The following is a 23706-nucleotide window of genomic DNA, read 5'->3' on the forward strand; positions in this document are numbered from 1 at the left end:
GCTATGGGTACGCGTACCCGGGTGCGGATCACCGTCGCACTCGCCGTGTTCGGACTCGCCGCGACCGCGTGCACGGGTGGCGGTTCGTCGTCGGGAGGCTCCACCGGGCCCGCCGGCAAGGGCGGCGCTCTGCCGCGCAACGAGACGCTGTACACGACCGGCACCCAGTGGGGGCCGCCGGCCAACTACAACCCGCTGCGCAACTGGGACCACGCGACCGGCACCAAGGGCCTGGTCTACGAGACGCTGTTCCACTTCGACCCCAACGAGGGCAAGCTGACGCCCTGGCTCGCGGAGTCGGGCAGCTGGACCGGTGACAAGACGTACGACGTGAAGCTGCGCCAGGGCATCACCTGGGCCGACGGCAAGCCGCTGACCGCCAAGGACGTGGCGTACTCCTACGGCCTCGGCAAGATCGAGGCCTCCGCCTTCCACTCCCTGTGGAGCTGGCTCTCCGACGCGAAGGCGGTGGACGCGACGACCGTCCGCTTCACCTTCAAGGAGGCCCGCTACCAGGAGTGGGACTTCACCCTCTACGGCCAGCCGATCGTCCCCGAGCACGTCTGGAGCTCGCGCACCGACGAGGACATCCTCAACGGCGTCAACGACAAGCCGGTCGGCACGGGCGCGTACAAGCTCAAGAGCAAGTCCCAGGACCGGGTCGTGTGGGAGCGGCGCGAGGACTGGTGGGGCACCAAGGCGCTGAGCATGACGCCCGCTCCCCGCTACATCGTCGACGTCTCCAACCCGAGCAACGAAGTGGTCATCGGCCAGCTGGGCCAGGGCCAGCTCGACCTCAGCAACAACTTCCTGCCCGGCGCCTCCTCGCTGATCAAGAGCAAGAAGGTCGTGTCGTACTACGACAAGGCGCCGTACATGCTCTCGGCCAATACCGCCTGGCTGGTGCCCAACACCACCAAGAAGCCGATGAACGACGCCGCCTTCCGCAGGGCACTCGCCGCGTCCGTCGACACCGGGAAGATCGTCAAGGGGGTGTACGGAGACCTGGTCAAGCCCGCCAGCCCGACCGGTCTCCTGCCGCAGTGGGAGCAGTTCGAGGACAAGGCCCTCATCGCCGAGAAGGGCTTCACGCACGACGTCGCCGCGGCGAAGAAGGAACTCGCCGACGCCGGCTACAAGGACAAGAACGGTGATGGCCTCGTCGAGAACAAGGACGGCTCCGCCCTCAGTCTGAAGCTGGCCGTGCCCTCCGGCTGGACCGACTGGATGGAGGCGGCCAAGGTCATCGCCGCCGGCGCCAAGGAGGCGGGCATCAAGGTCAGCACGGAGTTCCCCGACCAGAACGCGCTCAACGAGCAGCGCGGCAACGGGGACTTCGACCTCGTGATCAACAACGAGCGTCAGCTGTCCAGCACCCCGTGGACGTACTACGACTACATCTTCCAGATGCCCGTCCAGAAGCAGCAGAACACGGTGAACTTCGGGCGGTACGAGAACCCGAAGGCCTGGGAACTGGTGCAGGAGCTCGGCGGGGTCAGGACCGATGACGTCGCGGGCATGAAGACCGCCATCTCCAAGATCCAGGACATCCAGCTCACCGAGATGCCCATCATCCCGCTCTGGTACAACGGCCTCTGGTCGCAGTCCACCTCCGGGACCTGGAAGAACTGGCCGTCCGACGCCGCGGGAGCTCCCAAGACCGCACCGGCCCTGTGGCGCAACTGGCTGGAGCTGGGCGGCTTCGAGACGCTCACCCAGCTCAAGCCCGCCAAGTGACACGGCAGTTCTGACTCGATGACCGCCCCGCCGTGCGCACGCCCACCTGACAGGTGAGCGCACGGCGGGGCTCTCCACCAGGGGAGCACCCTTGCGCCGCTACTTCGCACGCAAACTTCTCGTCTACGCACTGACCTTCGTCGTCGCCGTCACCGTCAACTGGATGATCCCGCGCTTCATGCCCGGTGACCCGGTGGCGGCCATGGTGGCCCGCGCCCGCGTCTCGCAGCCCGAGGCCGCCGAGGCGATGCGCACGTACTACAACAACCTGTTCGGCTTCGACGAGCCGCTGTGGCAGCAGTACCTGCACTTCTGGGGAGCCCTGCTCCAGGGCGACTTCGGCATCTCGATCTGGGTCTTCCCCACGCCCGTCGGCGACGTCCTGCTAGACGCGCTCCCGTACACCCTCGCCCTGATGATCCCGTCGGTGCTGCTCAGCTGGTTCGTCGGCAACTGGATCGGTGCGCTCTCCGCCCGCCGCAAGGTCCTCGACAACACCGTGCTGCCGGCCGGCTATCTGCTCACCGCGATGCCGTACATGTGGATCGCCGTCATCCTCGCCTGGGCGCTCGGCGCGAAGGCCGGCTGGTTCCCCCTGTCGGGCGGCTACAGCCTGGACATCCAGCCCGGCTGGAACGCCGACTTCGTACTGGACGCGCTGCACCACTGGGTGCTGCCGTTCCTCTCGCTCTTCCTCGTCGCGCTCGGCGGCTGGGCCATCGGCATGCGCAACATGATCATCTACGAGCTGGAGTCCGACTACTCCTCCTATCTGGCGGCCCTCGGCGCACCGCAGCGCCTCATCCGCCGCTACGCCTTCCGCAACGCCGTGCTGCCCCAGGTCACCGGCCTCGCCCTCCAGTTGGGCGTGCTCGTCGCCGGAGCACTCGTCACCGAGATCGTCTTCGCCTATCCGGGGCTCGGCTCACTGATCCTCGCCTCCATCCAGAACCAGGACTTCTTCCTGCTCCAGGGGGCCTTCCTGTTCATCGTCATCGGCGTACTCATCGCCAACTTCCTCATCGACATCGTGTACGTCGTCGTCGATCCCCGCACCCGTACGGGCATGGCAGGAGGCACCTCATGAGCACGCTGCCCGAACCGGTACCCGAGACCGCTGTGACGGCGGAGCCGCCCGCGGCCAGGCCCGGCAGCGAGTGGCTGCACTACGCGGTCCGCAACCCGAAGCTGATCATCGGCGCCGTCGTCGTCGCGGTCCTGCTCGCCGTGGGCCTCGTCGGCCCGATGCTGCTCGACAACGGCAACCCCAACGAGTACGTCGGCCCCCAGGCCTCCGCACCCGACGGCACGTACTGGATGGGCACCACCACCTTCGGCCAGGACGTGTACGCGCAGTTCGTGCACGGGCTCCGCGCCACGTTCCTGGTCGGTGTCGTCGGCGGTGCGATAGCCGCCGTCATCGCCATGCTCGTCGGCTTCATCGCCGGCTACCGGGGCGGCCTCGTCGACGAGGTCCTGAACATGCTCACCAACGTCGTCCTGGTGATACCGGCCCTCGCGGTCCTGCTGATCATCAACGCGTACATGGGGGTGCGCAGCGTCGCCGTACAGGGCCTGTTCATCGGCCTCACCTCGTGGCCCTGGGCGGCCCGCGCGATCCGGGCGCAGACGTTCTCGCTGCGCACCCGGGAGTTCGTGGACCTCGCCCGGCTCAGCGGAAGCGGCACCTGGCGGATCGTCTTCCGCGAGATCGCGCCCAACATGAGCTCGTACCTCTTCATGATGTTCATCCTGCTCTTCGGCGGGTCCATCCTCATCGCCTCCTCGCTGGACTTCATCGGGCTCGGCCCGACCGAGGGCGTCTCGCTCGGCCTGATGCTGCAGAGCGCCCAGCAGTGGAGCGCGCTCCAACTCGGCATGTGGTGGTGGTTCGTCCCGCCGGGCGCCGGGATCACCGCGATCGTCGGCGCGCTCTACGTCGCCAACGTCGGCCTCGACGAGGTCTTCAACCCGAAGCTGAGGGAGTCGTGAGCACATGACCCTGACCGTCAACGACCTGCGGGTCCACTACCGCACGCTGCGTGGCGAGGTCCGGGCGCTGGACGGTGTGAGCTTCGACCTGGCGGACGGCGAGATCCTCGGCCTGGCGGGCGAGTCGGGCTGCGGCAAGACCACCCTCGGCAAATCCCTGATCCGGCTCGACGGCCGGATGCGGCACGTGGGCGGCACCGTCACCCTGGACGGCGACGAACTGCCGCTGTCCGACGACCGCGCGATGAACGCCTACCGCTTCCACAAGGTCTCGCTCGTCCCCCAGTACTCGATGAGCGCGCTCAACCCGACCCGCCGCATCGGCCGCATGATCCGTGAGCTCCTCGCCTCGCGCGGCGTCAGCGTCGACACCGGCGAACTGCACCGCCGGCTGGCCCTCGTGGGCCTGGAACCCGACGTCCTGGACCGCTACCCGATCGAGCTCTCCGGCGGCATGAAGCAGCGCGCCGTCATGGTGATCTCCACGCTCCTGGACCCCTCGGTCCTGATAGCCGACGAGGTCACCTCGGCGCTGGACGTCTCCAACCAGCAGGCCGTCGTCGGCGCCCTCACCGGACTCCGCGACAAGGGCCTGGTCACGAGCATGATCTTCGTGACCCACGACCTCGGACTGACCTCGCACATCGCCGACTCGATCATGGTGATGTACGCGGGCAAGCTCGCCGAGAAGGCGCCCACGAAGGCCCTGACGACCGAGCCCCGCCACCCGTACACCAAGATGCTGATCGGCTCGCTGCCCCAGGTGGGCGCCCGGTACAAGGACAAGCCGCTCAGCGGCATCAAGGGATCGCCGCCCTCCCTGCTGAACCCGCCGGCCGGCTGCCGCTTCCGCGACCGCTGCCCCCTCGCCGACAGCCGGTGCGAGCAGGAGCCGCCCGTCGTCGAGATAGCCCCCCGCCACACCGTCGCATGCTGGAAGGCGGCCTGATGCTGACTCTCGACCGTGTCACCAAGACCTTCCGGGCCGGTGCCTTCGGCGGCGGTTCCGTCACCGCCGTCGACCGGGTGTCCTTCGAAGCGGCACCCGGCGAGCTCGTCTCCCTCATCGGCGAGAGCGGCAGCGGAAAGTCCACCATCGGCCGGATGGTCCTCGGCCTCACCAGGGCCAGCGGCGGCAGCCTCACCCTGGACGGCGAGCAGGTCAAGCCCGGCAAGGACTTCTACCGCCGCGTCCAGGGCGTCTTCCAGGACCCCTTCAGCTGCTACAACCCGGTCTTCAAGGCCGACCGCGTCTTCGCACTCGTCCGCCGCTCCTACCACCCGGGCCTCTCGGACAAGGAGTGGGCCGACCGGGTCGAGAGCGCGGTACGCGACGTACGCCTGGACCCGGGACAGGTCCTCGGCCGCTACCCGCACCAGCTCAGCGGCGGCCAGCTGCAGCGCCTGCTCATCGCCCGCGCCCTCCTGCTGGATCTGCGCTTCCTGGTCGCCGACGAGATCACCAGCATGCTCGACGCCTCCACCCGCATCGATGTCCTCAACCTCCTCGCCGGCCTCAAGGAACGCGGCCTCGGCGTCCTCTACATCACCCACGACCTCTCGCTCGGCACCTACCTCGCCGAGAAGACCGTGGTGCTCCGCAGCGGCCGTGTCGTCGAACGCGGTGACACGCAGAAGGTCTTCGGCAACCCGCTGCACCCCTACACCCGCACCCTCCTGGCCGCCGTGCCCCGCCTCAACCAGCCCTGGACGGCCGCCGTCCCCGTGGAGACCTGCGCCTACCACGAGGGCCCGGCGTCCGGCGACGACCTGTACGAGACCGAACCGGGCCACTTCGTCGCCTGCGCCGGGCTCCCCGACTGCGGAAGGACCCTCACGTGACCCTGCGCCACCTGCCCCTGCACGAAGGCTGGACGCTTCACGCCGACGGCCCCGTGCCCGTGGGGCTCCCCGCAGGAGGCGTTCCGGCGGCCGTCCCCGGCTGCGTCCACACCGACCTGCTGGCCGCCGGACTGATCGAGGACCCCTATCTGGACGACAACGAGACCCGGCTGGGCTGGATCGGCCGCACCGACTGGACGTACCGCACCACCTTCGACTGGTCCGCCGACGAGCACACGTTCACCGATCTGTGCTTCGACGGCCTCGACACCGTCGCCACCGTCCTGGTCAACGGCACCGAGGCCGGCAGCACCGCCAACCAGCACCGCAGCTACCGCTTCCCCGTCCGGCCGCTGCTGCGCGAGGGCGCCAACACCCTCGACGTACGCTTCACCGCCCCGTACACCTACGCCGAGGCGCTGCGCGACAAGCTCGGCGACCGGCCGGGCGCGTACACGGAGCCGTACGCCTTCATCCGCAAGATGGCCTGCAACTTCGGCTGGGACTGGGGGCCGACCCTGGTCACCTCCGGCATCTGGCGCCCGGTCGCGCTTGAGTCCTGGACGGGCCCGCGCATCGCCGGCGTGAAGGTGCTCGCCGACCTGGACGGCGACGGGGTGCCGCGCCTCGCGCTCACCCTCGACGTCGACCGGGCCGGGGACGGGCCGCTGGAGGCCTCGGTGGAGGTGGCCGGCGAACGGGCCGTGCTCACCGTCCCCGCGGGAGAGGACCGCGCGGCCGTCACCCTGCCCGTACCCGGGGCCGGTCGCTGGTGGCCGCACAGCCATGGCGAGCAGCCGCTGTACGACGTCACCGTGCGCCTCGGCGACCACGCCTGGACCGGCAGGACCGGCTTCCGGGGAGTGACCCTGGAGCGCGAGGCGTTCGGCCTCTCCGTCAACGACGAGCCCGTCTTCGTACGCGGGGTGAACTGGATCCCCGACGACTGCTTCCCGGCCCGCGTCACCCGGCAGCGGATCTCCGACCGCTTCGACCAGGCGATCGCCGCGGGCGTCAACCTCGTCCGGGTCTGGGGCGGCGGCCTCTACGAGAGCGACGACTTCTACGAGCTGGCCGACGAGAAGGGCCTGCTGGTCTGGCAGGACTTCCCGTTCGCCTGCGCCGCCTACCCCGAGGAGCAGCCGCTGTACGACGAGGTGGCCGCCGAGGTGCGCGAGAACCTCGTACGGCTCGCCCCGCACCCCTCCCTGGTCCTGTGGTGCGGTAACAACGAGAACCTGGAGGGCCACGCGGACTGGGGCTGGCAGGAGGAGCTCCAGGGCCGGACCTGGGGCCACGGCTACTACCACGAGCTGCTGCCCGCCCTGTGCGCCGAGACCGACCCCACCCGCCCGTACTGGCCGGGGTCGCCCTACTCGGGCTCTCCGGAGCTTCCCCCGAACGACCCGGCCCTGGGCACGGTCCACCTCTGGGAGGTCTGGAACCGTGTCGACTACCGCCACTACGCCGACACGGCCCACCGCTTCGTCGCCGAGTTCGGCTTCCAGGGACCGCCCGCGTACGCCACCCTGCGCCGGGCCGTCAGCGGCCCGCTCGCCCCGGACGCCCCGCTGGTCGCCCACCACCAGAAGGCCCAGGACGGCGACGCGAAACTGCTGCGCGGCCTGGGCGACCATCTCCCGCAGCCGTCCGGCTTCGACGACTGGCACTGGCTCACCCAGCTGAACCAGGCCCGCGCCGTCGCCTTCGGCATCAGGCACTTCCGCTCGCACACCCCGTACTGCACGGGCTCGATCGTGTGGCAGCTCAACGACTGCTGGCCGGTCGTGTCCTGGGCCGCCGTGGACGGCGACGGCCGCCGCAAGCCGCTCTGGTACGCGCTGCGCAAGGTGTACGCGGACCGTCTGCTGGCCGTACGGGACGGCGCCCTGCACCTGGTCAACGACTCGGCCCGTGTCTGGGAGGGAAACCTGCGGCTGACCCGGCACGGGCTGGACGGGGCGGTCCTGGCCGAGGAGGAGATCGCGGTGAGCACGGCCGCGCGCGGCGTCACCCGCGTCGACCTCCCGCCGTCCGTCGCCCTGCCGGGGGACAGCGCCCGCGAGGTGCTGGTGGCGCGGCTGGGCGAGGTGAGGGCGGTCGAGTTCTACGAGGAGGACACCCGGGTCGCGCTGCCGCCGGCACGGTACGACGTGTCGGTCACACAGGGTGACGAGTCCGGTATCGGTTACCGGGTCACCGTGACGGCGCGGACGCTCCTGCGGGACCTCGCGCTCTTCCCCGACCGGCTGGATCCGGCGGCCGAGGTGGACGACATGCTCGTCACCCTGCTGCCGGGCGAGAGCGCGGTGTTCCATGTCACCGGTGCCGTCCTGAAGGACCCGGAGGCACTGGGATCCGGACCGGTTCTGAGGTGCGTCAACGACGCCGTCGCACCCTGAGATGGCGATGCCCTGGCGATCGGTGGCGCGGCCGTGGCTGCTCGGCCGTTGGGGTGCGGCGAGTTTCCGTCATTCCGGTTTGCGGGGCTTCGCTCCCGTTACCCCGTCCGGGCATGTGCTGATGCTGTACGCACCGTCTGACGCACCCTCAAACGGTCAATAAAATAAGACAACATCGAGCCGCTGTTCCGCTGTTCGAGGGAGGCCCCCGGATAGGGTCTTGTGCCAACGCGGAGCCGCGCGCCCACGCCCGGGTGGTGGAATGCAGACACGGCGAGCTTAAACCTCGCTGCCTCCTCGGGGGCGTGCCGGTTCGAGTCCGGCTCCGGGCACCACCGCACAGTCGGTGGGGCCCGATCGGGCGCACAATACTTCAGTGGTCAACTTCTCTCAAAGATCCTCCTCTGGCACTAGAGTCATTGTTTTGCCTACCCATTACTCTTGTGGCAAGGCCACGCAGGGTGGCCATGGAGGAGTGAAATGAGGAGCAGCAACCCGGTCTTCTCGCGACGGGGCTTCAGCCGCGACAACGGCTATGCGGGCTTCAACGCGGCACCGCAGGCCGGGGCCCCCGCAGCGGGTGCCAACCCGTACGCGCAGGGCGCCGCCGCCAACCCGTACGCCACGAACCCCTACGCCCAGCCGGACGCCCAGTACGGCGCCCCGCAGGCGCCCGCGCGCTCCGGCGCGATGACGATCGACGACGTGGTCACGCGTACGGCGATGACGCTGGGCACCGTGGTGCTCACCGCCGCGCTCTCGTGGGCCCTTCTGCCGGTCGACGAGGCCAACCTGGGCAAGTCCTACGGCATCGCCATCGGCGCCGCCCTGGTGGCGTTCGTCCTGGCGATGGTCCAGTCCTTCAAGCGCAAGCCGTCCCCGGCGCTGATCCTCGCGTACGCGGCCTTCGAGGGTGTCTTCCTCGGAGTGATCTCCAGCGCGGTCAGCACCTACATCAGCCCCGGCACGGTGATGCAGGCGGTGATGGGCACCATGTGTGTCTTCGCCGGTGTCCTCATCGCGTACAAGATGCGCTGGATCCGCGTCACCCGCCGCTTCTACGGCTTCGTGATGGCAGCGGCCGTCGGCTTCGTGCTCCTGATGATGGTCAACCTGCTGGTCTCCGTGTTCGGCGGCGGTGACGGCCTGGGCTTCCGCAGCGGCGGCCTCGGCATCCTCTTCGGAGTCATCGGCATCATCCTCGGTGCGTGCTTCCTGGCCCTGGACTTCAAGCAGGTCGAGGACGGCGTCAACTTCGGAGCCCCGCGCGAGGAGTCCTGGCTGGCGGCCTTCGGCCTCACCCTGACCCTGGTGTGGATCTACCTGGAGATGCTGCGCCTGCTCTCCATCCTCAACGGGGACGACTGACCCGCGGGGATCCCCGGGATCCCTCCGGACCCGGCTCGACGGAACGGCCCGCAGGCACTGCCTGCGGGCCGTTCCGTCTGTTGCCGGGGTGCTGCGGGGTCACAGGAGCCTTCTGGCTGCCCGCCTCAGGTCGTACTCGTGGATGATCGCTTTGGCATGGCCGTAGGTGAGGTCGTGTTCGCTCCGCAGCCAGCTGACCTTCTCCTCGAAACGGAAGAGGGAGGGGCCGTCGTCGACGGTGCGAAGCCAGTCGGCGATGTCACGACCGGTGCATTGAGGGATCCGGGAGAGCAGGTTGCGATGGGTTTCTTCGGAGAAGACTTGAGACATCGGCGCCTCCGACGCAGTGCGCGTTGCTGGTCCTTCCCGACACCGTGCCCGAGCTTCGGCCCGTTGGCAACCATCCTGCGGGGGCGCGTAGGGTCACGGCGTGCTCGATACGACGCCTCTGATCACCGCCGTGGACCGATTCGCCGACCGTCTGCGCAGCGCCCCGCAGAGCCGGCTGCAGCGCGGTGCCGCCGCCGGTGCCCTGGCCACGGCCAGGGAGCTGACCGCACGGGCCCAGCGTGCCGAGGCACCGGACCGGGAGCCGCGCGTCATGCCGGACGCCGGGATATTCGCGGTCGGTGACCAGCTCGCCGTCGCGGGCCGCGATCTGGCGGTGGCACTGGAAACGGCCTCGTCCGCGGAGCTGGACGAGGCCGTGCGATTCGTCGACGCAGCGGCGGCGCGGGCGTTCTCCTGAGCCCGCGCGGGCCGGAGCGGGCGTGCGTACCGCGTACTAGAACGAGGCGATGACGCGGTCGGCGAGGATGTAGACGTTCTCCTTGCCGCACGAGAACGTCAGTGCGTAGGCGCCGGAGACACCGGAACCACCCAGCAGCACCGGCTGCTCGCCGGCGCGCAGCGAATCGGAGAGCCGCTCGGCGGTCTCGCGGTGCCCGGGGGTCATACAGAGCGTGGTGCCGTCGGCGAAGACATAGACATCGAGCGTCCCGAGCGGGCCGGGGCGGACGTCGGTGAGCTCGGTACCGGTGTCGGCGAGCCGCTCCAGCCGGTTCACGGTACGCTCATGGTCAGTGACAACCGGTGTCTGCACCGGGACGAAGTCCGGGTGTGAGGGGTGGCGGCGACGTGCCGCTGCCAGCTCGGGGGAGTCCTCGGCGAACTCCGCGAATTCGGAGATCTCGGCGACCTCGGGCAGATCGGTCAGCTCGATCAGCTCCTCCATGGCCTCGGTGGCTTCGAGGTCCATCGCCTCGAGGCCGGCGAAATCGGCCTGGCGGGGCATGAAGAACGGGGCGTCCTCGCCGAGGCCGGCGAGCCCGCCGAGCAGGGACGGGGCGTCGGCGGCGTCGCGCGCCTCCTGGGCGGCCCAGAAGGCACGGGCTTCGGCCAGCTCGCGCTCCCGCTCCTCGGCGAGTGCGTCGGCGACCGCAACGCGTATCTCCTCGGCGGAGGCGGAGACGGCGGCGCTCCGGTTCTGCTGTTCGGGCACGGACGCGCTGAGGCTCCGTCCCTCCGCCAGCTCCGTCCGCAGAGCCGCGACCTGCTTGCGCAGCCCGTGAGCGGCGTGCAGAGCAGCGGCGCCGACAGCCGTGGCAGCGGCGGTGGTCAGCAACAGGGCAAATGACATGGCGCTCACTGACATACTCCCGGTTTCAAATCGACACCCCCGACTTCCTACCTCAGCTTGTCCTGTACTCGTGCCTGCTGTCAGTGCATTACGTCACGAATTGGACAGGTCTTTGGGCCTGATGTTTAGCCCTGTGGCTGGTGTGACCTGCGGAAACGACTCTCCCCCGGGACGCAGATCACATCCTGGGGGAGATTCGGTCACGTTCGGGGCTCGGCCGGGTTCAAAACAGCCCCTCCGAGGGAGGGCGAGTCGCTCTCCAGGCCCTGTGCCCGGGCCTAGCTGAGGCGCTCGATGACCATGGCCATGCCCTGGCCACCGCCCACGCACATGGTCTCCAGGCCGAACTGCTTGTCGTGGAACTGCAGGCTGTTGATCAGCGTGCCGGTGATCCTGGCGCCGGTCATGCCGAAGGGGTGGCCGACGGCGATCGCGCCACCGTTGACGTTGACCTTGTCCAGCGGCAGGCCGAGGTCCCGGTAGGACGGGATGACCTGGGCGGCGAACGCCTCGTTGATCTCGGCCAGGTCGATGTCGTCGATGGTCAGGCCGGCACGCTTCAGCGCCTGCTTGCTGGCCTCGACCGGTCCGTAGCCCATGATCTCGGGGGACAGGCCGGAGACGCCGGTCGAGACGATCCGGGCCAGCGGGGTCAGGCCCAGCTCGCGCGCCTTGGTGTCGGACATGATCACGAGCGCGGCGGCGCCGTCGTTGAGCGGGCAGCAGTTGGCCGCGGTGACGAGGCCGTCGGGGCGGAAGACCGGCTTCAGGCCCTGCACGCCGTCCAGGGTGACGCCCGCGCGCGGGCCGTCGTCCTGCGAGACGACCGTGCCGTCCGGCGTCGTCACCGGGGTGATCTCGCGCTCCCAGAAGCCGTTCTTGATGGCCGCCTCGGCGAGGTTCTGCGACCGGACGCCGAACTCGTCCATGTCCTGGCGGGTGACGCCCTTGGTCCGGGCCAGGTTCTCCGCGGTCTGCCCCATGGAGATGTACGCGTCCGGGACGATGCCGTCCTCGCGCGGGTCGGTCCAGCTCGCACCGCTCTCCTCGGCGCGGGCGGCGGTACGGGCCTCGGCCTCGGCGAAGAAGGGGTTGTGCGTGTCCGGGAGGCTGTCGGAGTTGCCCTTGACGAAGCGGGACACCATCTCGACACCGGCGGAGATGAAGACGTCGCCCTCGCCGGCCTTGATGGCGTGCAGCGCCATGCGGCTGGTCTGCAGCGAGGACGAGCAGTAGCGGGTGACCGTACAGCCGGGGAGGTGGTCCATCCCCATCTGCACGGCGATGATGCGGCCCAGGTTGTTGCCCTGCTCGCCGCCGGGGAGGCCGCAGCCGAGCATCAGGTCGTCGATGTCCCTGGGGTCCAGCTCGGGGACCTTGGCCAGCGCGGTCTGGATGATGGTGGCGGTCAGGTCGTCCGCGCGCAGGTCCTTGAGGGACCCCTTGAAGGCCCGGCCGATGGGCGAGCGGGCGGCGGAAACGATCACGGCTTCGGGCATCACGCGGCTCCATGAGGGCTGGAAGACTGGGCTGACTTGGAAGTTACCCGGACGTATAGCTGAGGTCACCCAACAGGCTGTGTGATGCGGACCTCTTTTCTAAGCAACCGCTCAGTCGCCCGGGTTGTTCCCGCGGGGGACCGCCGGTCCGCGCCACCGCCGGGCCACCCTCACCCCCGGGCCGTCAGGGCCGCTCCCGTGCGGGCCGCCATGTGGCCCCCGACCCCGACCCGGACGGCGGCGGCCCGGACGGCGGCAGCCCGCCGTCCGCGGCGTCCACGCCGTGCCGGTCCGCCGGCTCCGTGTGCGCGGGCAGGCGCCGCCGCCTGCGGTGCTTGAGCAGGGCCCACGGCGCCCGTGCCCCCGTGACCTCCGTACCCGCCTCCCGTGCCGCCTGGGAGGCCGCCTTCGCCACCGGCAGCATGTCCTCGCGCCGCGACCCGTCCAGATGGTCGGACTCCGGCCACAGCCCCAGCACCGCGCACAGCGTCGGCAGCATCGCCATCGACGCGGTCGCGTACCCCTCCGCCGACGGGTGGTAGTTGTCGGGGCCGAACAGCTCACGCGGATTCGCCTCGAACTCGGGCCCGAGCAGATCGCCCAGCGACACCGTCCGCCCGCCCTGCTCCACCGCACCGATCGTCTGGGCCGCCGCCAACTGGCGGCTCACCCGTCGCGCCAGCCACCGCAGCGGCTGGTAGACCGGCTCGATCGTGCCCAGGTCCGGGCACGTGCCCACGACCACCTCGGCGCCGGCCGTACGCAGCCTCCGTACGGCCGTACTCAGACAGCGCACCGACTGCGTCGCCGGCATCCGGTGGGTCACATCGTTCGCGCCGATCATGATCACGCAGACGTCCGGCACCCCCGACGGATCGGCCAGGACCAGCGACACCTGCCGGTCCAGATCGTCCGAGCGGGCCCCGGGCAACGCCACGTTCCGCAGATCCACCGGCCTCTCGGCCACCGCCGCCAGCCCGGACGCGAGCAGCGCCCCCGGTGTCTGACCGGCCCTGCGCACCCCCTGCCCGGCCGCCGTGGAGTCACCCAGCATCACGAACCGCAACGGATCGGTGGGGCCGGCGAAGGCCACCCCGTACCGTCCGTTCGCACTCGGTGGGACCGGCGCCGTACCACCGCCCACCTGCCTTTTTGCCAGCTGTACCTCCGCCAGCACCAGACCCACCGTCGCCGCACCGATCAGCCCGACGCTTCCGCCGCCGTAGGCTGCGCCCGCCGCGATCCGCCGTGCCACCCTCGCCCTCGACACAGTCCGGTCCACCTCCTCCTTGCTGTGCAGCTGTACACAGCACTACCTGCCCCGTGCGGGGCGTAGCCCAATCGCTTCGTCCAATGTCCTCCCCGTACGCATAGTCTTGCTTGACCATCTCGGAGACCCCGGAGTACACGGTGCAATTCCACGATTCGATGATCAGTCTTGTCGGCAACACCCCGCTGGTGAGGCTGCGCAATGTGTCGGCAGGCATTCAGGCGACGGTCCTGGCCAAAGTCGAGTACTTCAACCCCGGCGGGTCGGTGAAGGACCGCATCGCGCTGCGCATGATCGAGGCCGCCGAGCAGAGCGGCGAACTCAAGCCCGGCGGCACGATCGTGGAGCCGACCAGCGGCAACACGGGCGTCGGCCTGGCCATCGTCGCCCAGCAGAAGGGCTACAAGTGCATCTTCGTGTGCCCGGACAAGGTGTCCGCGGACAAGATCAACGTCATGCGGGCGTACGGCGCGGAGGTCGTCGTCTGCCCGACGGCCGTTGACCCCGAGCACCCGGACTCGTACTACAACGTCTCCGACCGCCTGGTCCGCGAGACGCCCGGTGCCTGGAAGCCCGACCAGTACTCCAACCCGAACAACCCGCGCTCGCACTACGAGACGACGGGCCCCGAGCTCTGGGAGCAGACCGACGGGAGGATCACCCACTTCGTCGCCGGCGTCGGCACCGGCGGCACGATCTCCGGCACGGGCCGCTATCTCAAGGAGATCAGCGACAACCGCGTGCAGGTCATCGGGGCCGACCCGGAGGGCTCCGTCTACTCCGGCGGATCGGGACGCCCGTACCTGGTCGAGGGTGTCGGCGAGGACTTCTGGCCGAGCGCCTACGACCGCACGGTCACGGACGAGATCGTCGCGGTGTCCGACAAGGACTCCTTCCAGATGACCCGGCGCCTCGCCAAGGAGGAGGGTCTGCTGGTCGGCGGCTCCTGCGGCATGGCGGTCGTCGCGGCCCTGGAGGTCGCCGCGCGGCTCGGCCCCGACGACGTGGTGGTCGTCCTGCTGCCGGACAGCGGCCGCGGCTACATGAGCAAGATCTTCAACGACGAGTGGATGGCCGACTACGGCTTCCTGGAGGACACCGGCACCTCCGCCCAGGTCGGTGCCGTCCTCGACTTCAAGGAGGGCCCGATCCCCACGCTCGTCCACATGCACCCGGACGAGACGGTCGGCGAGGCCATCGACGTACTGCGCGAGTACGGCGTCTCCCAGATGCCGATCGTGAAGCCGGGCGCGGGCCACCCGGACGTGATGGCCGCCGAGATCATCGGTTCCGTGGTCGAGCGTCAGCTCCTGGACGCCCTGTTCACGCAGCGCGCCTCGCTCTCCGACCCGCTGGACAAGCACATGTCGGCACCGCTGCCGCAGGTCGGCTCCGGTGAACCGGTCGAGGACCTGATGGCCGCGCTCAGCGGTACGGACGGCTCCGACGCGGCGATCGTGCTGGTCGAGGGCAAGCCGAAGGGCGTGGTGAGCAGGCAGGACCTGCTGGCGTTCCTCGCGAAGGACGCGACACCGAAGCCGTAGGCCGGATTTCCGGGCTTCGCGAAACCGGTACGAGCGCGACACGTGCACGCAGCACCGGCTTAACACGGCTCCGGCACAGTAGTGGATGTCGGCAGGGGAAACCCCGCCGGCACCAGATACGGCGACACGGACTACGGAGCGGCTCCCGGACCTCCACCGTCGCCAGGACGCGATACCCGGCCCTGACCCGGGAGCGCGTCCCTCGCGGGGACCGCCGTCGTCCCGCCCTCCGGGAAACCGGGGGTGCGGCGGTCCCCGCGACATATCCATGCGCGGAGATCGCTGCGATCCGTGGCACGCGGATGCGAGCGGACCGGCGGCACTCGCCCCCGCAGCCCGCAGCCGTCAGGCCTCCCAGTCGGACGAGGTCCTCCCGCGCTGCTTGTCCCGGAACCACGGCCACCCACGGGCGGCGTGCACCGCGTTCACCCCGACGATCCCGAGCCAGGCCACGACGAGCCCGTCGATCCCGGCATTCGCGACGCCGATCGCCGACAGCGGGATGGCCAGCACCAGCGAGACGACCCCGAAGCCGAAGCGCTCCCCGAAGGTCCCGCCCGTCCGGACAGGCTGCGTACCGCCCCGGGCGACCACCATCTGCTGCTCGGCGAAATGCCGCCGCACCCGCCGGTCGAGGGTGCCGTCGAGCCGCTGCTCGACCTTCTCCAGGAACGAGTCGATGAGTGCGGACTCGTATTCGGGGCCCAGCTCGCTACGGGCCTGCAGGGTCGCGTCGAGCTCTCGCTTGAGCTCGGAGTCACGGGCTTCCATGCGTCCTACGGTACGAATCGCGGGCGCCCGGGTCAGTGGGGTTAGCCCCCCTGTTTCCGCCCGTGTCCCTGCCGGGCGGGACGGCTCATCCCCATGCCGGGCGGGGCCGGGCTCATCGGCGTAGCGTTGACCGGGCGAAGAGGGGAGCCGGTTCATGACCACCGCGACACCTTCCGCCCGCACCATCCCCCGCACGTCCGAGGAGCGGGCGCGTGAGGTCAACGAGGCAGAGCTCCGCGCCACGCTGTCCACCTTCCGGGAGCTGTCCGACGAGGACTGGCAGCGCCCGACGACCTGCACGGGCTGGACGGTCCGCGACATGCTCGCCCACATCGTCGGCCAGTACGAGGAGCTCCCCAGGCCCTGGGTCTCCGTACGGCGGATCCGGCAGGCGGGGCGGACTCATCCGCACCTGGGCCGGCTCGACGGTCACAACGAGAGCCAGATCGAGGACAGGCGGGCCGTGCCGGGCAGGGAGCTGATCGGCGCCCTCGCCCACTACGCCCCCCAGGGCCTGCGCGCACTGCGCCGCGTACCCGCGCCCGTCCGCCGGAAGATGCGGCTCAGCCTGCTCTACCCGGAGGCCAGGGCCCTTCCCGACGACTCGATGGACTACCTGAACCGGGTGCTCATCGCCCGGGACACCTGGATGCACCGGGTGGAGCTCAGCGACGCGACGGGAGCGGAGCTGCTCCTCGACGGGCACGACCGCGAGATCGTGGACCAGGTGGTGCTCGACCTCGCGCTCGCCTGGACCGGCCCCGCGGTGGAGATCGACCTCCACGGCCCCGCGGGCGGCAACTGCCTCCTCCTGGGCATCGGCGCCCCCGCGGCGAGGCTCCGCGCGGACGCGATCACCTTCGCCCGCCATGTGTCGGGCCGCCCTCCGCGCGGGCCGCTGGAGCTGGACGGCGACGACGACGCGCGGGCGGCGCTCATGGCGGCGCGTGTCGTGTTCTGACCCCCGTGCGTGGCAACTCGGCTATGTAGGCTGCTTGTTGACCTTGCAGTGCGTTCGACTCCATGAGGAGACCCAGTGGCCGAGCAGCCGATGCCTTCCGATGCGCCCGAGCAGCACGCGAGGATCAACACCACGCAGCCGCATACGGCTCGTATCTGGAACTACTGGCTCGGCGGCAAGGACAACTACCCGGTCGACCAGGCGGCCGGCGACCAGATACGGACACTGCACCCCGGCATCGGTGACTACGCGCAGGCCGACCGGCTGTTCCTCGGGCGGGCCGTGCGGCACATGGTCGCCGACTGCGGCATCCGGCAGTTCCTCGACATAGGAACCGGCCTGCCCACGGCCGACAACACCCACGAGGTGGCCCAGCGGCTGGCGCCCGAGTCCCGCATCGTCTACGTCGACAACGACCCGCTGGTGCTCGCCCACGCGCGCGCCCTGCTCACCAGTACGCCCGAGGGGAGGACCGACTACCTCGACGAGGACCTGCGCAACATCGACCGCATCCTGGAGCACGCGGCGAAGACGCTGGACTTCAGCGAGCCTGTGGCGCTCGTCCTGCTCGGCGTGGTCATCTTCCTCGAGGACAGCGAGGAGGCGTACGGAACCGTGCGCCGCCTGATGGACCGCCTGCCGTCCGGGAGCCACCTGATCCTCTCCCATACGATCACGGATCCGGCGATGCCCGATGTGGACGCGGCGGTGGCGTTCTGGAACGAGCACGGAACCCCGAAGCTGACCCAGCGCACCCCTGACCAGGTCGCCCGGTTCTTCGACGGCCTGGAGCTCCTGGACCCGGGCGTGGTGTCGTGCAACCGGTGGCGTCCCGATGCGGACACGGACGGCCTGCCGGACGAGGTGGCCATGTTCAGTGGAGTCGCACGCAAGCCCTGAGGGTGTCGCTCGAAGGACCGTCCCGGACGACGGTCCTGTATATGGACATACAGTCCGCTTGCTGGCTGAATAGATTCGTCGGCGCCGTGCGGTGCGACGGATTCCGGAGGGACCAGCATGAACGGGAGCAGCCCGGCTGCGCGCTTGCAGCGGCTCTTCGAAGGGCAGCGGCTCACGCCCACCCAGCGGCGGATCGCGCACTCCATGGTGCGGCGGGCCGCCGACGCTCCCTTCCTGTCCAGTGTGGAGCTGGCCGAGCTGGCCGGGGTCAGCCAGCCGTCCGTTACCCGGTTCGCCGTCGCGCTCGGCTTCGACGGGTATCCGGCCCTCCGCAAGCACCTGCGAGAGGTCGCACCGGACGGAGCGGCCGGCGGGGGTGGCGTGGAGGAGACCCTCAACGAGTACCAGCAGGCGGTCCGGGCGGAGATCGAGAACCTGCAGCACCTGGCCGAACTCCTCGCCGATCAGGGCCCGGTGGAGCGGGCGGGCCGGTTGCTGGCCGGATCGCGCCCGCTGCCCGTGCTGGGCCTGCGGGCGGCCTCGTCGCAGGCGCGGGGGTTCGGGTACTTCGCCGCCAAGGTGCACCCGGACGTCCGCGTGCTCGACGAGGGCGGCAGCATGCTGCACGACCGGATCGACGCCGCCCGGCGGGCGGGGGCCACTGCGCTGATGTGTTTCGCGCTGCCCCGGCATCCGAGGGAGGTCGTGGACGCGCTCGGGTACGCGCAGGCGCAGGGGCTGACCGTCGTGACCGTTGCCGATTCGGCCTTCGCCCCGGTGGCCAAGCACAGCGACGTGCTGATTCCGGCCGCCGTCGGGACCGGGCTCGCCTTCGACACGGCCTGTGCGCCGATGCTGCTGGGGCGGGTGCTGCTGGAGGCGATGTGCGACGGGCTGCCGGAGGCGCAGGCCCGGCTGGAGGAGTTCGACGCGCGGGCGGCGGCGCGGGGGCTGTTCGTCGAGTAGGGATCCGCTGACTGCCCTCGTTTTTTGGCGATTCTCAGGTGTCGCTCATCTGTGCCCATTAATCTCCGCGCCCAGGAAGGTCCACAGGGAGTCGTGGAGAGGGGTACGGACGTGGGGCGCGGAGCGCAGTCGTTGGCGAGGGTGGCCGTGATCGTGCGGGCGGGGGCGGCACCTCTGTGGTGGCCGGGCCTGCTGGCGGCGGCAGTCGGGGCATTCGTACCGGGGCTGACCGGGCGGCGGGTCGGGCTGCTGGCCGGGGCGGCGCTTTTCCTCGTGGCCGCGGCCGTGGTGGCTCTGCTGCGTACGGGGCGGTACGCGGAGCTCGCCGAGGGGGCCGCACGGGCCGGACGGAGCGACTTCCTGCAGGACCGGGCCGTGACCGTGCGGAACTGGCGGCGGGGGCACCGGTGGTGGCTGCTGGGGGCGTTCGTGGCGGCCGTGGCGAGCGGTTTCCTCGTGCCGGGGGCCGGCGGGCTCGTGCTCGCCGGGTCCGGGGCCGGGCTCTGGGCCAAGGCCGTGCGGATCGGGCGGCGGGAGCGGCGGGACGACGTCCTGTACTGGGTGCGCACCGACTGGGTGGTGCGCGGCAGGCCCGCGGGCAAGCAGGTGAAGGCGTACCGGACGACCGGGCCCGCGGCGGGCGACGCCGCGCCCGGAGGGGCGCGGCGTCGCAGCCGCTGATGCCGGGGCGTCAGACCTCCAGTTCGGCTTCGATCTTCTTCAGCTGGTGGCGGGCCATCGCCAGGTTGGCGCGGCCCGAGTCCAGTACCAGGTAGAGGAACAGGCCGTTGTTGCCGCGGGTCTTGAGCAGGCGGATCAGGTGGTACTGGCCGCTGAGGGTGATCAGGATGTCCTCGATCTCTTCCTTGATCCCCAGGTGCTCCATCGTGCGGAGCTTGGCGCGTACGACGTCGGTGTTGCCCGCTGCCGCGACATCCAGGTTGAAGTCCTTGCCACCGCCGAGGGTGCCGAGTGCCATGCCGCTGGTGTAGTCGACGAGTGCGACACCGAGGGTGCCCTCGATCGACGTCATCGCGTCCTTCAGTGACGCTTCGGTGTTGGCCATGAGTGCTCGTTCCTTTCCTGGCCGGCCCGGGCGGGCCGGATTCGTGTGTGTCAGCTGGGGTCTTGTGTGGGGCGACGGGGGAGTGCGCGGGCCTGCGGGGCGCGTGCCGGGGGCGCGGGGCGGTCGGCGCGCTCCAGCGCGGCGTCGACCACCTCACCGATGCGGGCGCCCGCGCGGCGTCCCTCCAGGTGCAGCCGGCCGACGTTGATGCGGTCCTCGGCCAGCAGGGTGAGTACGGCGGAGGCCCCTGCCGCGTACGTCGCGATGTAGCCGGTCTCGCCGCGGACCAGGAGTTCGCGGAAACCGCCGCGGCCGGTGGCGTCGGTCATCCGGATGGACACGCCGAGCGCGGCCGCGGTCAGCGCGGCGACGCCCTCGGCCTCGACACCCGGGGTGTCCTGGGCCAGCACCAGGCCGTCGGTACTGGCCGCCAGCGCGCCGGACAGGAGCGGGACCCGGGCCCGTAACCGCTGGAGCTCGTCGAGGACATCCTGCACTTCGGCCTCGGGCACCATCAGTTGTCTCCTCCCGGCACGCTGTCTGAGCGCGCGAATCACAGGGCCTCCAATGCGTCTCTGAGCCGGCGCAGCAGGGCGACGTCGGGGTCGGCCGTGACCTCGGGCAGCGTGATCCGGCCGGCCGTGGCAGCGGATGGGGCCGAGGTCCGGCGGGCCGTGCCGACCAGTCCGGCCGCAGCGAGCCGGCGCAGGTCGACCAGGATGTGGAAGGCCGAGCGGCCCAGCTCCTGGGCGATGTCCGTGGCCGTACGCGCACCGTCCACCAGGTCCAGGACGCGGCGCTGGCGTGGCGGGACCGGGGCGTCGACGGGGTGCGCCGCAGGGGTGAGCGGGGCACTGTCGGTGAGCGCGTCCGGCCAGATCCGGTCCAGCAGTTCCCGGCGCCGGAGCGTCTCGCGCTGCACGGCGTCCACGGGGACGGGGTGGACGGGGCCGATCCAGTGGGAGACCCCGTAGCGGAAGCGGGCCGGCGTGCGGGTCGGGGCCAGGGCGAAGAAGGCCGCGTCGTACAGCGCACCCAGGTGGCACAGCTCCAGAGCGCCGCCGGGCACCCGGCCGCTGTCCACGAGGTAGCGGCCGACCCGCTGTCCGGCGCCCGCCTGGGCGACCGCGTCCCACCAGCCCTCGGTGCGCAGCGCTCCGCCGGTGATGAGCAGGACGTCGATCCCGGGTGTGGCGGGGCTTTCGGCGTGGACTATCTGGCCGTCGGCGAGGTACAGGGTGCCGCGGTCGCGCATCAATGCGCCGGTTGCGCGCTCGGCCGCGAGCCGCTGGAGCATGGGGGAGGGGACCGAAGGGGCGGTCTGTTCGGCGGTGTCCGGCCGGGTGGCGGTCGGTCTCATGCCAGGACCAGCCGCTCCGCGATCTCGCCGAGCCGTATGCGGGCGAGGGCGAGGTTGCCTTCCGCGCGGTCCAGCCAGAGGTGCAGGAAGACGCTGCTGTCGAAGTCCGTCTCGACGAAACGGAGAATGTGGTAGCCGGGCGGGGTGGTGACGATGACGTCCTCGACGGCCGGTCCGGGCGGGGCGGATAAGTCCTGTGGTTGTGACTGCGCGAAGACCGGCTGTTCCGCGGCCATCCTCGCCACCTCGGCCGTCTCGGCGGCGGTCGCCTCATGGTCACCGCCGGGCGAGTCGCCGATGGTGCCGAGGGCGAGACCGCTCGTCCAGTCGACCACCGCGGCGCCCCGGGCACCGGGCAGCCTCATGACTTCGAGCAGGCACTCGTCGATTCCGGGCAACGCGGACTCCCCTCCCGACGTGGCGTACGGCTGTAATGGAGAGGCTACGCAACGTGCTTGCGGCAGGTGGGAGTTCTGGCATTTTCCATTGGTACATGCGGTCGGCCGTGTAAAGGGGCTCCGGGCGGCGGTGCTCGCGCGGGGTTTCCTCCCCGGCCGGTGGTGGCCGCGCGGAGATTCCGGTCCGCCGGGCGGCCGGACCGGAAGGGCGGGCGCTCCCTGTTGACTAGGAGTATTCAGACCAGCAGGATGTGAATAGAACAGTCACAGGCAGGACGGTCGCAGTCGCGAGGAGGCATTCCCCATGTCAGGACCCCGCCCCGTACGGGCACCGCGCGGTACGGAACTGAGTGCCCTGGGATGGCAGCAGGAAGCCGCCCTGCGCATGCTGCAGAACAACCTCGACCCCGAGGTGGCCGAGCACCCGGACAAGCTCGTCGTCTACGGCGGTACGGGCAAGGCGGCCCGGGACTGGCGGTCCTACGACGCCATGGTCCGCACGCTGCGGACGCTCAAGCAGGACGAGACGATGCTCGTCCAGTCCGGGCGGCCCGTCGGCGTCATGCAGACCCACGAGTGGGCGCCGCGCGTGCTGATCGCCAACTCCAACCTGGTGGGCGACTGGGCCAACTGGGAGGAGTTCCGCCGGCTGGAGGCCCTCGGGCTCACCATGTACGGGCAGATGACCGCGGGGTCCTGGATCTACATCGGTACGCAGGGCATCCTCCAGGGCACGTACGAGACGTTCGCCGCCGTCGCCGCGAAGAAGTTCGGCGGGACCCTGGCCGGGACGATCACCCTGACGGCCGGGCTCGGCGGCATGGGCGGCGCCCAGCCGCTCGCCGTGACCATGAACGACGGCGTCGCCATCTGTATCGACTGCGACCCGCGCGCCATCGAGCGCCGCATCGAGCACCGCTTCCTTGACGTCAAGGCCGACAACCTGGAGCACGCCCTCCAGCTCGCCGTCGAGGCGCGGGACGCACGCCGACCGCTCTCCATCGGTCTCCTCGGCAACGCGGCGGAGCTGCTGCCCCGCATGCTCGCCGAGGGCGCGCCGATCGACATCGTCACCGACCAGACCAGCGCCCACGACCCGCTGGCCTACCTCCCCCTCGGCGTCGACTTCGACGACATGGCGGACCTCGCCGCCGAGAAGCCCGCCGACTTCACCCAGCGCGCCCGCGAGTCGATGGCCCGCCACGTCGAGGCCATGGTCGGCTTCATGGACGCCGGCGCCGAGGTCTTCGACTACGGCAACTCCATCCGCGGCGAGGCCCAGCTCGCCGGGTACGACCGCGCCTTCGACTTCCCCGGCTTCGTCCCCGCCTACATCCGGCCCCTCTTCTGCGAGGGCAGGGGCCCCTTCCGCTGGGCCGCCCTCTCCGGCGAGGCGTCCGACATCCACAAGACCGACAAGGCGATGCTGGAGCTCTTCCCGGAGAACGAGTCCCTGCACCGCTGGATCAAGATGGCCGGCGAACGCGTCCACTTCCAGGGCCTCCCCGCCCGCATCTGCTGGCTCGGCTACGGCGAGCGCGACAAGGCCGGCGAGCGCTTCAACGACATGGTCGCGAGCGGCGAACTGGCCGCACCGCTGGCCATCGGCCGCGACCACCTCGACTGCGGCTCGGTCGCCTCCCCGTACCGCGAGACCGAGGCGATGCTCGACGGCTCCGACGCGATCGCGGACTGGCCGCTGCTGAACGCCATGGTCAACGTCGCGTCGGGGGCCTCCTGGGTGTCCCTCCACCACGGAGGCGGCGTGGGCATGGGCCGCTCCATCCACGCGGGACAGGTCACGGTCGCCGACGGTACGAAGCTGGCGGGCGAGAAGATCCGCCGGGTGCTCACCAACGACCCGGGCATGGGGGTCATCCGGCATGTCGATGCCGGTTACGACATCGCGGAGTCCGTCGCCTCGGACAAGGGTGTGCGGGTTCCCATGGCGGAGGGCGAGCAGCCGTGACGCAGACGGCGCAGCCGTCCTT

23 protein-coding genes and 1 tRNA gene are annotated in these 23706 nt (G+C 70.4%); 15 read left to right on the forward strand and 9 right to left on the reverse strand.

Annotated elements, in window-relative coordinates; translation table 11 throughout:
• The first annotated feature begins 3 nt into the window (after nt 1-3).
• From OG257_RS23025 to OG257_RS23060, 8 genes are all read left to right on the forward strand, one after another.
• Nucleotides 4-1737 carry an ABC transporter substrate-binding protein gene (locus tag OG257_RS23025; protein WP_329210275.1) on the forward strand — a complete coding sequence of 578 codons (1734 nt, stop codon included), beginning with the start codon at nt 4-6 and terminating at the stop codon, nt 1735-1737.
• Nucleotides 1738-1828: 91 nt separating this feature from the next.
• The gene (locus OG257_RS23030) at nt 1829-2824 is read left to right on the forward strand and encodes an ABC transporter permease (protein ID WP_329210276.1); all 996 of its coding nucleotides are present in this window, start codon (nt 1829-1831) and stop codon (nt 2822-2824) included.
• Nucleotides 2821-3729 carry an ABC transporter permease gene (locus OG257_RS23035; protein ID WP_329210278.1) on the forward strand — a complete coding sequence of 303 codons (909 nt, stop codon included), beginning with the start codon at nt 2821-2823 and terminating at the stop codon, nt 3727-3729. The genes OG257_RS23030 and OG257_RS23035 overlap by 4 nt, the downstream gene beginning before the upstream one ends.
• A gap of 4 nt (nt 3730-3733) precedes the next feature.
• The gene (locus tag OG257_RS23040; RefSeq protein ID WP_329210280.1) at nt 3734-4678 is read left to right on the forward strand and encodes an ABC transporter ATP-binding protein; all 945 of its coding nucleotides are present in this window, start codon (nt 3734-3736) and stop codon (nt 4676-4678) included.
• A complete protein-coding gene (locus OG257_RS23045) occupies nt 4678-5571 on the forward strand; it encodes an ATP-binding cassette domain-containing protein (RefSeq protein ID WP_329210283.1) in 894 nt (297 codons plus the stop codon). The genes OG257_RS23040 and OG257_RS23045 overlap by 1 nt, the downstream gene beginning before the upstream one ends.
• Nucleotides 5568-7973: a glycoside hydrolase family 2 protein gene (locus OG257_RS23050; protein WP_329210285.1), complete on the forward strand. Its 2406-nt coding sequence runs from the start codon at nt 5568-5570 to the stop codon at nt 7971-7973. Before OG257_RS23045 ends, OG257_RS23050 begins: the two co-directional genes overlap by 4 nt.
• A gap of 248 nt (nt 7974-8221) precedes the next feature.
• Nucleotides 8222-8308 (forward strand) — tRNA-Leu (locus OG257_RS23055).
• A 145-nt stretch (nt 8309-8453) separates the two neighbouring features.
• The gene (locus OG257_RS23060; RefSeq protein WP_329210287.1) at nt 8454-9341 is read left to right on the forward strand and encodes a Bax inhibitor-1/YccA family protein; all 888 of its coding nucleotides are present in this window, start codon (nt 8454-8456) and stop codon (nt 9339-9341) included.
• A 99-nt stretch (nt 9342-9440) separates the two neighbouring features.
• Here the strand turns inward: OG257_RS23060 and OG257_RS23065 are convergent, their stop codons facing one another.
• Nucleotides 9441-9671 carry a DUF4287 domain-containing protein gene (locus OG257_RS23065; protein WP_329210289.1) on the reverse strand — a complete coding sequence of 77 codons (231 nt, stop codon included), beginning with the start codon at nt 9669-9671 and terminating at the stop codon, nt 9441-9443.
• 100 nt (nt 9672-9771) lie between these two features.
• On the opposite strand from OG257_RS23065, the gene OG257_RS23070 reads away from it, so the two are divergent.
• On the forward strand, nt 9772-10089 hold the full coding sequence (locus OG257_RS23070; protein WP_329210291.1) for a hypothetical protein: 318 nt from the start codon (nt 9772-9774) through the stop codon (nt 10087-10089).
• A 36-nt stretch (nt 10090-10125) separates the two neighbouring features.
• Here OG257_RS23070 and OG257_RS23075 read toward each other — a convergent pair whose 3' ends face one another.
• The 3 genes from OG257_RS23075 to OG257_RS23085 form a co-directional block, all read right to left on the reverse strand.
• Nucleotides 10126-10995 (reverse strand): hypothetical protein, encoded by an 870-nt coding sequence (locus tag OG257_RS23075; RefSeq protein WP_329210292.1) that lies wholly within the window; start codon nt 10993-10995, stop codon nt 10126-10128.
• 263 nt (nt 10996-11258) lie between these two features.
• On the reverse strand, nt 11259-12479 hold the full coding sequence (locus OG257_RS23080; protein ID WP_329210294.1) for an acetyl-CoA C-acetyltransferase: 1221 nt from the start codon (nt 12477-12479) through the stop codon (nt 11259-11261).
• Between the two features lie 184 nt (nt 12480-12663).
• On the reverse strand, nt 12664-13734 hold the full coding sequence (locus tag OG257_RS23085) for an SGNH/GDSL hydrolase family protein (RefSeq protein ID WP_329215291.1): 1071 nt from the start codon (nt 13732-13734) through the stop codon (nt 12664-12666).
• 155 nt (nt 13735-13889) lie between these two features.
• Here OG257_RS23085 and OG257_RS23090 point away from each other — a divergent pair, with 155 nt between their 5' ends.
• On the forward strand, nt 13890-15293 hold the full coding sequence (locus OG257_RS23090) for a cystathionine beta-synthase (RefSeq protein WP_329210296.1): 1404 nt from the start codon (nt 13890-13892) through the stop codon (nt 15291-15293).
• 345 nt (nt 15294-15638) lie between these two features.
• Here the strand turns inward: OG257_RS23090 and OG257_RS23095 are convergent, their stop codons facing one another.
• Nucleotides 15639-16064, reverse strand: coding sequence for a hypothetical protein (locus OG257_RS23095; protein WP_329210298.1), 426 nt, complete (start codon nt 16062-16064; stop codon nt 15639-15641).
• 154 nt (nt 16065-16218) lie between these two features.
• Here OG257_RS23095 and OG257_RS23100 point away from each other — a divergent pair, with 154 nt between their 5' ends.
• The 4 genes from OG257_RS23100 to OG257_RS23115 all read left to right on the forward strand — a co-directional run bounded on the left by OG257_RS23100 (nt 16219) and on the right by OG257_RS23115 (nt 19572).
• Nucleotides 16219-17025 carry a maleylpyruvate isomerase family mycothiol-dependent enzyme gene (locus tag OG257_RS23100; RefSeq protein ID WP_329210300.1) on the forward strand — a complete coding sequence of 269 codons (807 nt, stop codon included), beginning with the start codon at nt 16219-16221 and terminating at the stop codon, nt 17023-17025.
• Nucleotides 17026-17115: 90 nt separating this feature from the next.
• Nucleotides 17116-17925: an SAM-dependent methyltransferase gene (locus OG257_RS23105; protein ID WP_329215293.1), complete on the forward strand. Its 810-nt coding sequence runs from the start codon at nt 17116-17118 to the stop codon at nt 17923-17925.
• A gap of 117 nt (nt 17926-18042) precedes the next feature.
• Nucleotides 18043-18891, forward strand: a complete 849-nt coding sequence (locus OG257_RS23110) for a MurR/RpiR family transcriptional regulator (protein ID WP_329210302.1) — start codon at nt 18043-18045, stop codon at nt 18889-18891.
• 141 nt (nt 18892-19032) lie between these two features.
• Entirely contained in the window at nt 19033-19572 is a 540-nt protein-coding gene (locus tag OG257_RS23115; protein ID WP_329215295.1) for a hypothetical protein, read from the forward strand.
• Nucleotides 19573-19582: 10 nt separating this feature from the next.
• On the opposite strand, the gene OG257_RS23120 is transcribed toward OG257_RS23115, so the two are convergent.
• Genes OG257_RS23120 through OG257_RS23135 form a run of 4 tightly spaced genes read right to left on the reverse strand, consistent with a single transcriptional unit; the run spans nt 19583 to nt 21715 of the window.
• On the reverse strand, nt 19583-19957 hold the full coding sequence (locus tag OG257_RS23120; RefSeq protein ID WP_329210304.1) for a hypothetical protein: 375 nt from the start codon (nt 19955-19957) through the stop codon (nt 19583-19585).
• Nucleotides 19958-20007: 50 nt separating this feature from the next.
• Nucleotides 20008-20472 (reverse strand): roadblock/LC7 domain-containing protein, encoded by a 465-nt coding sequence (locus OG257_RS23125; RefSeq protein ID WP_329210306.1) that lies wholly within the window; start codon nt 20470-20472, stop codon nt 20008-20010.
• A gap of 38 nt (nt 20473-20510) precedes the next feature.
• Entirely contained in the window at nt 20511-21317 is an 807-nt protein-coding gene (locus OG257_RS23130) for a transcriptional regulator (RefSeq protein ID WP_329210307.1), read from the reverse strand.
• Nucleotides 21314-21715, reverse strand: coding sequence for a hypothetical protein (locus OG257_RS23135; protein ID WP_329210309.1), 402 nt, complete (start codon nt 21713-21715; stop codon nt 21314-21316). Before OG257_RS23135 ends, OG257_RS23130 begins: the two co-directional genes overlap by 4 nt.
• Before the next feature lie 304 nt (nt 21716-22019).
• Here OG257_RS23135 and hutU point away from each other — a divergent pair, with 304 nt between their 5' ends.
• Complete coding sequence (gene hutU / locus OG257_RS23140) at nt 22020-23684, forward strand: urocanate hydratase (protein WP_329210311.1); 1665 nt, start codon at nt 22020-22022, stop codon at nt 23682-23684.
• The last annotated feature ends 22 nt before the right edge of the window (nt 23685-23706 follow it).

Source organism: Streptomyces sp. NBC_00683 (assembly GCF_036226745.1).
Lineage (GTDB): Bacteria > Actinomycetota > Actinomycetes > Streptomycetales > Streptomycetaceae > Streptomyces.